6 protein-coding genes and 1 pseudogene are annotated in these 9,765 nt (G+C 63.9%); all 7 read left to right on the plus strand.

All coding sequences use genetic code 11. The annotated features are described in order from the left end of the window. Positions 1-711: 711 nt before the first annotated feature. Complete coding sequence (locus VG320_RS08125; RefSeq protein WP_327199609.1) at positions 712-1,791, plus strand: sugar transferase; 1,080 nt, start codon at positions 712-714, stop codon at positions 1,789-1,791. Positions 1,792-2,026: 235 nt separating this feature from the next. Beyond that, complete coding sequence (locus VG320_RS08130; RefSeq protein ID WP_414695995.1) at positions 2,027-3,298, plus strand: polysaccharide biosynthesis/export family protein; 1,272 nt, start codon at positions 2,027-2,029, stop codon at positions 3,296-3,298. A 68-nt stretch (positions 3,299-3,366) separates the two neighbouring features. Next, the gene (locus VG320_RS08135; RefSeq protein WP_327199611.1) at positions 3,367-5,607 is read left to right on the plus strand and encodes a GNVR domain-containing protein; all 2,241 of its coding nucleotides are present in this window, start codon (positions 3,367-3,369) and stop codon (positions 5,605-5,607) included. Between the two features lie 4 nt (positions 5,608-5,611). Continuing rightward, entirely contained in the window at positions 5,612-6,652 is a 1,041-nt protein-coding gene (locus VG320_RS08140) for a glycosyltransferase family 2 protein (protein ID WP_327199612.1), read from the plus strand. A 32-nt stretch (positions 6,653-6,684) separates the two neighbouring features. Continuing rightward, positions 6,685-7,824, plus strand: a complete 1,140-nt coding sequence (locus VG320_RS08145; RefSeq protein ID WP_327199613.1) for a glycosyltransferase family 1 protein — start codon at positions 6,685-6,687, stop codon at positions 7,822-7,824. Further along, positions 7,812-9,029 (plus strand): glycosyltransferase family 4 protein, encoded by a 1,218-nt coding sequence (locus VG320_RS08150; RefSeq protein ID WP_327199614.1) that lies wholly within the window; start codon positions 7,812-7,814, stop codon positions 9,027-9,029. The genes VG320_RS08145 and VG320_RS08150 overlap by 13 nt, the downstream gene beginning before the upstream one ends. Positions 9,030-9,129: 100 nt before the next feature. Beyond that, positions 9,130-9,765: pseudogene (locus tag VG320_RS08155) on the plus strand (glycosyltransferase family A protein); the annotation flags it as partial.

Genomic DNA, 9,765 nt, shown 5'->3' on the forward strand with positions numbered 1-9,765 from the left:
GCAGCTTGGACGCGCTCATGGACGGCCTGGCAGAGGGGACAACGAGACGAACGATGTCTCTTATCGTCGCAGAGTGCTGCACTGCAAACTGTTGGGCAGGCCACAAACCGGCGGACCGCAATCACGCATCGTGTGCCGTCCAACAGATTTCGGCGGCCACGCTATATACAGTGCGCCGTATCGATATGCATGCAGTGCTGATGTGTCTGACAAATCACTCGACGCATCTCCCTCGTTTGCGTGCTGACGATGTCTGTCTCACTCGCACGAGCGCCCGCATGCTGCGTGACCGGTGTCGTGTATCGAGTCAAACACCATTCCTGAAGACCCACCAAACACGGTGTTTTGTGCGGTTGCCCACGCATGCGCACGACTAACGTCTGTACCGCTGGCCACGCGGCGAGGATCGCAGACCGTTGGTGTGATTGCGCACGGAATGACGCCGACGCTCCCCGTAATTTGTCGATAAGGACCTGGACATCAACGAATGATGCCGGGATCCGGGGGCCGAAGATCAGCGTGAAGGGCTCCCACGATGCTGCGCGAACAGAGGGATTTGCAAAGCGGCATCTGGCTTGTGCGGTGGGCGGGGTTTAGCGACACCTGCTCTCCGACCGGATCAGATGGACTTTGCAGACGGCGCAGCAGCATCGCGATTGAGAGAAGGGGGCTAACACTTTCACAGTTCACGCCATGTCTTGGGGTAGGCAAATGTCTGAGCTAGTTCATCGTGCGATCGATATCGCACTCATCGTACTAGGTGCGTTCGGCGCGCTGCATCTGAATCTGAACCTGCCTGACGTGGGCACCGCGCATCGTCTCGATCCCACGCTCGTTGCATTCGTGGCCGCGCTCGCGTTGTCGGTGTTTCCGGCGTGCGGCACTTATCCATCGCGCGGCAGCCGCTCTGTGATGAACGTCGCGAGCCGCACCGCTTTTGCGTGGCTCGCGGTGCAGCTTTGCGGTCTTGCTCTGCTCTATGCACTGCATCGCGATCACCTGGTGTCGATGCCGTGGTTCATCTATTGGACGATGACCACGGGCCTCGCGCTGCTGGCTTCGCACACGTTGTTCGTAGGCTTTGGCGCGACACGGGTTGCGGGCGTAAGCGCGCGTGGCGCCGCAGGCGTCGTGCGCCGTGACCCGCTGGACGCGCTCGAATTGCCTTCGCGCATCGATGTGCTGCGTCACGCCGTCAAACGCGCATTCGACGTGACGGGCGGTCTTGTGCTGATCGTGCTGCTGCTGCCGACGCTCATTACGATCGGCCTGATCGTGAAACGCGACGGCGGCCCGGCGATCTACGGCCACACGCGTGTAGGCCGCAACGGCAAGAAGTTTCGCTGTCTGAAGTTTCGTTCGATGGTTATGAATTCGGACGAGGTGCTCAAGCAGCTGCTCGCCACCGATCCGGCCGCGCGTGCGGAATGGGAACGCGAATTCAAGCTCAAGGACGACGTGCGCGTCACGCGCATCGGTCGCTTCCTGCGCCGCTCCAGTCTCGACGAGCTGCCGCAACTCTGGAATGTGGTGCGTGGCGAGATGAGCCTGGTCGGTCCGCGGCCGATCATCGACCAGGAGCTGGAGCGTTACGGCGCGAACAGCAAGTACTACTTGATGGCCACGCCCGGCATTACCGGCCTGTGGCAGGTGAGCGGCCGTTGCGAGACCGATTACGCGACGCGAATTTCGCTCGACGTGACGTATGTGCAGAACTGGTCCCTGCATCGGGACGTCGAGATTCTCTTCAAGACACTTTTCGTGGTGATCAGAGGGACCGGCGCGTATTGAGTTCAGCGGCGCGAGCCAGAAAGAACTGAAGACGAGACGGGATCGTTCAGGGCGGAGACAGCAGGAGAGAGCAGTCGGCAGGTCGGAAAGCGAAACAGCACCGTAAATATAACTACAGGCAGGGGTAGGCGGGCCGGACCGCCCGTATACGGGCGCCGGCTCTTGGGATTTGCCGGCCGGGATCCGCGGCGCGCTGGACGCCGCGGGACGGCCAAACGCAATTGGGGGTGGGACGATGTTGCTCGGCAAAGCAGGTGAAACATGGGACCGCGCACGCGCGAAATGGGCACGCGCGGTATGGCTACGTTTATGCGCGCTGCGCATGCGTGCAAGGCTATCGATGGGCCTGGCGTTGGCGGCAGCGGCTGCGGCGCTGGCCGGATGCGCGCTTTCGCCAGGGATGTCGTTCAGCGGGATGTCGTCGGATTCGGGCACCAGCACAGGCGCCATGGCCACGAGCCCAGGTGGCACGAACGTCGCCGCTACCGCGCTCGCGAAGCAGGGTCTGGACGGTGCACCATCCGGATCGCTCGTCGAAATCACGCGCGAACTCGTGGAAAAGGAACGCGCAGCGCGGCCTACCGGCGTGCCTGTCGATGTGACACAAATGTTCGCCAAGGCCTCGCCCTATGAGGTCGGGCCCGGCGACATCCTGAGCATCGTGGTGTGGGATCACCCCGAACTCAACATGCCTGCCACAGCCGGTGGCGGCGGTCCGGATGCCTCCGGCGCCAATTCGATCGCCCAGGGCTACACCGTCGATACCAGCGGTTTCATCCAGTACGCCTATATCGGTCCGCTCAAGGTCGAGGGGATGACGGAGATGGGCGTGCGCGATGCGCTCGCGGCGAAGCTCGCGAAATACGTGCGCCAGCCGCAGGTAACGGTGCGCATCCAGACCTACCGCAGCAAGCGTGTCTATCTTGACGGCGAAGTCAAGACGCCGGGCGTGCAGGTGCTCAACGACATGCCGATGACGCTGCCCGAAGCGATCAACCGCGCAGGCGGTTTCACGGATAAGGCCGACCGCTCTCAGGTGGCGGTTACGCGCGGCGACAACACCGTGGTGGTAGACATGCCCGACATGATCCGCAAGGGGGTGAACCCTGATCGCATCATCCTGCGCGACGGCGACCTCGTGCGCGTGTATTCGGGCGTGGACAGCAGGGTATTCGTGATCGGCGAAGTGCAGCGGCCCGGCAGCGTGACGTTCAACAACGGACGGATGTCGCTGAATCAGGCGCTCGGCGACGCGGGCGGCATCAGCCAGGTCTCGGGCGACGCCTCGCAGGTTTATGTGGTGCGCGGACGAGACACCTCGAAGCCCGTGGTCTACCACCTCGACGCTTCGTCGGCTTCGGCGATGGCCACTGCTGACGCGTTCGAAATGAAGCCTAACGATGTGGTGTTCGTGGACGCCTCTGCGCTCGTGAAGTGGAGCCGCGTGATCGGATTGATCCTGCCGGCCACCCAGGCTGCGGCTGCAGGCCGCGCGGTGGGCTACTAAGCGGATATCGGCAAAACAGGATGCCTTGCGCCGAGAGCGGCTGCGAGCGTGTCGATTGGAGAGAACAGATGAACCAGCGTGATTACCTGCTCGATGGTCCTGGCGACCCCGGCTTGCCTGCCCCGCCTGAAGGCGGCCATATCGGCGGCGTGCTCGACACGCTTTATCAGAGCCGCAAGACCATAGCGATGGTCACGGCGTTGTTCGGCCTGGTGGGCGGCGCGTACGCGCTGCTTGCGCGGCCGGTCTATCAGGCCGATATCCTGCTCCAGGTGGAGGACAGCCAGAACTCCACCAAGAGCGCGCTTGCCGATCTGTCGTCGATGTTCGCGGTGAAGACGGCGGCCTCGGCGGAAATCGAGGTGTTGCGCTCGCGCATGATCGTTTCGCGCGCGGTGGAAGCCACGCAGCTATATCTCGATGCGACGCCACGTTACTTCCCTGTGGTGGGGCAGTGGATGTCGCGGCACCTGCATGTCTCGAACTGGTCTGGCTGGGGTGGCTATGCGTGGGGCGACGAGGGCATCGACATCGCCCACTTCGATGTACCCGATCGACTGCACGGCGCGCGCTTCACGCTGACCGCGATGGAAGATGGAGAGTATCGGCTGGAGCACAACGGCGTGGCACTAACGGGGCACGTTGGCGTGCCGCTGCATGCCGCGGTGGCGGGCGGTTCGGTCGATCTGCTCGTGCGCGCTATCGATGCGCGCCCCGGCGTGACCTTCCAGATCATTCGCAACTCGGAACTGGCTGCGATCCAGGCGTTGCAGGCCGGTCTGATGATCTCGGAGAAAGGTAAGGAATCCGATGTGATTGGTGTGGCGCTCGAAGGCGGCGACGCGGCCAAGACGAGTGCGATCCTCAATGCGATCGGCAACGAATACGTGCGCCAGAATGCCCAGCACACCCAGGAAGAGGCCGAAAAGCAGATCGACTTTCTCGACAAACAGTTGCCCGAACTGAAGGCGCAGCTTGAAAAAGCCGAAAGCGAATTCAACGCCTTCCGTTCGGCGCACGGCGCGGTCGATCTGAGCGCCGAGGCCACGGCGCTGCTGCAAAGCTCGTCGCTGGCGCAGTCGCGTATCGCCGATCTGAAGCAGACGCGCGCACAGCTGATGGCGCGCTTCACGCCGGACAACCCGGCCGTGATCGCCATTGACGGGCAGATCGACGAAGCCCAGAAGGCGCTCGCGCAACTCGCGTCGCAAACGCGGCAACTGCCACCGCTCGAACAGGGAGTGCTGCGTTTGCAGCGCGAGGTGCAGGTCGACACCAACATCTACACGAACCTGCTCAATAACCGCGAGCAATTACGCCTGCTCAAGGCCGGCAAGGTGTCGAACGTGCGTCTGATCGACACCGCGGCGACGCCGGAAAGCCCCGTGCGGCCAAAGCGCGCTTTCATCTTCGTGGCGGCGCTGCTTACCGGGCTGTTCGTGAGTGTGGCGATGTCGCTGCTCAAGCGCCGGCTCAACAGTGGGATCGCGGTGGCCGACGAAATCGAAGTGGGCACCGGCCTCACGGTGTATGCGGCCGTGCCGCGCAGCCGCGTGCAGCAGACGCTCACGCGCCGCCTGCCGGTGACCTCGCAAGGCCCCACCGCGGTGCTCGCGCATACGGCCGCATTCGATGCGGCGGTGGAGAGCCTGCGCAGCTTCCGTAGTGCGCTGGAGTTCGCATTGGAAGAGGCGACCAACCATATCGTGCTGCTTGCAGGGCCGACTCCGGTGATCGGCAAGTCGTTCGTCTCAGTGAATCTCGCGGCGCTGCTGGGCGCGTCGGGCAAGCGCGTGCTGCTGATCGACGCCGATCTGCGGCGCGGCTCGCTCAATCGCAACGTGGGCGTGCCGTGCAGTCCCGGCATTATTGATATCGTCGAGAAGGACGGCGATTACGACGGTGCGATTCATCGCCAGGTGATGCCGGGCGTGGACTTCGTCGCCAACGGCGGCTACGTGACCAACGCGAGCGAGCTGCTCAAGGGCCGCAGCTTCCAGCGCTTCGCGCAGTGGGCTGACGGGGAATACGACGTCGTCCTGATCGACGCGCCGCCGATCCTGCCGGTCGCGGACTCCGGCATCGTCGCCAATCTCGCCGGTACGGTTTTCCTGATCGCGCGCTATGGGGTCACGAGCGTGTCGGAGCTGCGCGAATCGGTGCGCCGTTTCTCGCAGATCGGCGTGCCTATCCGCGGCGTGATCTTCAACGACACCACGACGCGGCCCGGCAAATATGGCAGCGAATATTCGGCCTATGGCTATTCCGCCTATGGTCATCCCGAAGGTGAAGGCGCCGTCAGGAGCTGAGCGCGTGAAATCCGTCACGGTCGTCATCGTCAACTATAACTACGAGCGTTTCCTGTGCGAAGCGATCGACTCCGCGCTCGCGGCTGCGCGTGTGCATGGGCGCGTGGTCGTGATCGACGATGGATCGACGGACCGCTCGCGCGAGATCATCGAAGGCTATGGCGAGCGCATTGTCCCGGTCTTCAAGGAGAACCAGGGGCAGTGCTCGGTCTACAACCTCGGCCTCGCGCTGGCGGACACCGAATATGTGCTCTTTCTTGACGCCGATGACGTGCTTTACCCGGACGCTCTCGAGGCGGCGCTGGGTGCGTTCGACAGCGGCGATTTCGTCAAGGTGCAGTTTCGCCTCGACGTGATCGGTGTGGATGGCTCGCCCACGGGCGCCCAGGTGCCGGGCTCGACGCCGCCTGGCGAGTGCGCGTCGCTTCTGCGGCGTGGCTGGCTGTATCCCTCGCCGCCGGCGTCGGGCAATGTGTATCGGGTGAGCGCGCTGCGTTTGGTGTTTCCCATTCCGCTGTCCAAAGGCCACCCCAAGGCGGCCGACTTCTTTGCGATCTACGGCGTCGCGTTGACCGGCGCGATCTGCTCGCTCGATGTCGCGCTAGGAGGGTATCGCATCCATGTGAAGGCGCAGGACAAGCTCGCGGCATCGGCAGGGCTGGGTGCGCTGTCGATGGGCAACTACGTGAGCGTGACGGAAGTCGAGCACTCGTTTCCGTGGCGCTGGGCGACGTTGCGCGAGATGGTGTCCACGCGGCTGGGCGAAGACCTGCCGTCGCGTTTTATCGACTTTTCTTACGAGAAGAACCGGCTATGCGTGCGCCTCTACGACGCGACCACCAGCGAGCGCTGGCGCTACCTGATGTTCGACTCGCGGCGCTATCTGCACGCGCTGCTCTGGAATCCGTTCTGGCGTCCCAGTAAGAAGCTGGCTGCGCTGGGACTCACGCTGATGTGCCTCATACCGTCGCGTCAGCTCAACAAATACGCGCTGCGCTATATCGCGAACCCGATGGCGCGGCACGATGCCGTCGCCCGCGGATGATGCGATGCGCAGGCCATGCTCGGGACCCCACGATGAAACCCTCGTACGCCCGTCCTCTGGTCATCAACGGACGTTTTCTCGGTCGCCGTGCAACCGGCGTGGATCGCTTTGCGTTCGAGACGGTGCGCGCGCTCGACGCGATGCTGGTGAGCGGCGACCCGCTCGTGGCCAACCTGGACGCGGAGGTCGTCGTGCCGGCCTCGCTCGCGGCGCTGCCCAACCCGTTCTCGCATGTGCGCCTGCGCGCTTGCGGGCGTGGCGGCGGTATGCGCTGGGAGCAGATCGCCTTGCCGCAGGCAGCCGCCCGCGGTTTGCTGCTGAATCTGTGTAATTCGGGGCCGCTGTTGTGCCGCAGCCAGGTCACCGTGCTGCACGATGCAGCGCCGGCCCGCGTGCCGCAAAGTTACAGCCGGCCGTTTGTCGCGTGGTATCGGCTGATGGCTCCGAGCATCGGGCGCATTGCACGCCGCGTGCTTACGGTGTCGGAGTTTTCGCGGCGCGAGATTGCGGACGCCTATCGCATTCCGCTCGGCAAGATTGGCGTCGTGCCTGAAAGCGGCGAGCACATGTTGCGCTTTGCCGCCGAGGCCGGTCTGGATCACGCGACAGGGATCGCGACGCCAGCGTGCGCGCAGGATGTGCCGGAAGCGCAGCGCCCCTTCGTGCTGGCCGTTGGCAGTCTGAACCAGCACAAGAATTTCAGGCTCGTCGCGGATGCGGCGCGCCTGATACGCGACGCGCGGTTCGACATCGTGGTGGTAGGCGGTGGCGATGCGCGTGTGTACGGCGCGGCTCACGGGGTGATGCCTGCATTCGTGAAACACCTCGGCTATGTGAACGACGCGCAGCTCGTGTCGCTCTATCGCCGCGCCGCATGCTTTGTCTACCCCTCGCGATATGAGGGCTTTGGGCTGCCGCCGGTCGAGGCGCTCGCGCTCGGCTGCCCGGTGATCGCTTCGCGTCTGCCATCGGTCGTGGAAGCGTGCGGGGACGCCGTGCTCTACACCTCACCCGACGACCCGGCGCAACTCGCCGGGCTGCTCGAACGGGTGACGGCCGATATGTCGCTGCGCGAGACGTTGCGTGAGCGCGGGCGGCGCCGTACCGCCGAACTGACGTGGCGAGCGACGGCCGTCAAGCTGATCGAGGAGATTTCGCCATGGCTCATGTAGTTCAAACCCATTCCGTCGTGAGCGATTACACGCGCTTCGGCCGGGTCGCGGTCGTGCACGACTGGCTAGTGTCGTACGCGGGGTCGGAGAAGGTGCTGGAGCAGATCATCAAGCTGTGGCCGCAGGCCGACCTGTTCAGCATCGTCGACTTCTTCCCCGAACAGCATCGCGACGCATTGGGCGGCAAGCACGCGAACACGTCGTTCATCCAGCGCCTGCCGCGCGCGAAAAAGTCGTTTCGCGCGTATTTGCCGCTCATGCCGCTCGCCGTTGAGCAGTTCGACCTCTCGGGCTACGACCTTGTGATTTCGTCGAGCCACGCGGTGGCCAAGGGCGTGCTCACCGGCCCGCACCAGGTGCATGTGAGTTACGTGCATTCGCCGATCCGCTACGCCTGGGATCTGCAGCACCAGTATCTCGCCGAGGCCGGTATGCAACGCGGCGCGAAGAGCTGGCTCGCGCGCACGGTCCTGCATTACCTGCGCATCTGGGACCAGCGCACCGCGCACGGCGTGGATACGTTTGTTGCCAACTCGGATTTCGTTGCGCGGCGTATTCGCAAGGCGTATGGCAGCGACGCGAAAGTGATCTATCCGCCCGTCGACATCGAGCGCTTCGAATTGTCCGTGCAGCACGAAGATTTTTATCTGGTCGCCTCGCGCATGGTGCCGTACAAGCGCATTCCATTGCTGGTCGAGGCGTTCGCAGCAATGCCGCAGCGCAGGCTCGTGGTCATCGGCGACGGCCCGGATTTCGAGCGCGCGAAAGCGCTTGCTACGCCGAACGTGAAGCTACTTGGCTATCAGCCAGACAGCGTGCTGGTCGACTATATGCAGCGCGCGCGCGCGTTTGTTTTCGCGGCGGAGGAGGACTTCGGCATTTCGGTGGTGGAGGCACAAGCGTGCGGCACGCCGGTGATCGCATTTGGCCGCGGCGGCGTACGCGAGACCGTGATCGACTCGGAGGATCCGGATCGCGCCACTGGGCTGTTTTTCAACGAGCAGACCGTGGCGTCCGTGGTCGACGCGCTCGGGCGCTTTGAGGCGCGTGCGCTCATGCGTCCCGAAGTGTGTCGCCAGAACGCGCAGCGCTTCTCTATGGAACGCTTCAGGCGTGAGTTCTTCGGCACGGTCGAGCGTGCCATGGCCCAGGCGCGCGGCGTGACGGAGCAGCCCGCGCCGGTACGGCGCCTCGAAGCGGTCTGAAGTGTTGTTAGCGGGTGTGAGGCGGATCGGGGGCGTAGGGCTTTCGTGTCACATCCAGTACGTCAAACAGGCGTCATCGAAAAATTCATCTGGCGAAACCATGAAAAAGTACGTCATCGTAGCGACCAAGGGGCGTCCGGCCGAAACGGCGATTCTGCTCGACTATCTCGCCGATCAGGAGGTGCGGCCCGACGGCGTCTATGTGGTCGGCACCTGTGCAGCGGATCTTCCTGACGTCACGGGACATCCGTTGCATGACTACGCGCGTGTCGTGCTGCTGGTGGGGAAAACCGCGGGCTCGACTTTTCAACGTAACGACGGCATCGAGGCATTGCTCAGGGCACGGGCGGCCGTGAACTGCAGCGAGCGCTGGTTCGCGTGTTTCTTCGACGACGACTTCCGTCCGCATCGGGCATGGTTGCGTCAATGCGAGGCGCTCTTCACCGAGCTGCCCACGGCGATCGGCATGACGGGGCAGGTCTTGGCCGATGGCGTCAAGACGGGCGGCATCGACGAGAGGGATGCGCTGCGTTTTCTGAGCGGCGAACTCGCGCCACAGGAGCACTGGGCGTCGGGCAGCGAGCGCAAGGAGATTCGCTGCGCCTACGGGTGCAATATGGCGTTCGTCGACCGGGTGATCGAGCGTTGCCGGTTCGACACCGCGTTGCCGCTATACGGCTGGCAGGAAGATTACGATTTCACCGCCTGCGCGAAGGCGTTCGGGCCGGCCGTCTAC

This window comes from Paraburkholderia sp., assembly GCF_035948235.1.
Taxonomy (GTDB): Bacteria; Pseudomonadota; Gammaproteobacteria; order Burkholderiales; family Burkholderiaceae; genus Paraburkholderia.

What these genes read in the sequence shown, in the direction of transcription:
- VG320_RS08125 (WP_327199609.1), top strand. Translation starts at nt 712, where the DNA reads ATGTCTGAGCTAGTTCATCGTGCGATCGATATCGCACTCATCGTACTA.
- VG320_RS08130 (WP_414695995.1), top strand. Translation starts at nt 2,027, where the DNA reads ATGTTGCTCGGCAAAGCAGGTGAAACATGGGACCGCGCACGCGCGAAA.
- VG320_RS08135 (WP_327199611.1), top strand. Translation starts at nt 3,367, where the DNA reads ATGAACCAGCGTGATTACCTGCTCGATGGTCCTGGCGACCCCGGCTTG.
- VG320_RS08145 (WP_327199613.1), top strand. Translation starts at nt 6,685, where the DNA reads ATGAAACCCTCGTACGCCCGTCCTCTGGTCATCAACGGACGTTTTCTC.
- VG320_RS08150 (WP_327199614.1), top strand. Translation starts at nt 7,812, where the DNA reads ATGGCTCATGTAGTTCAAACCCATTCCGTCGTGAGCGATTACACGCGC.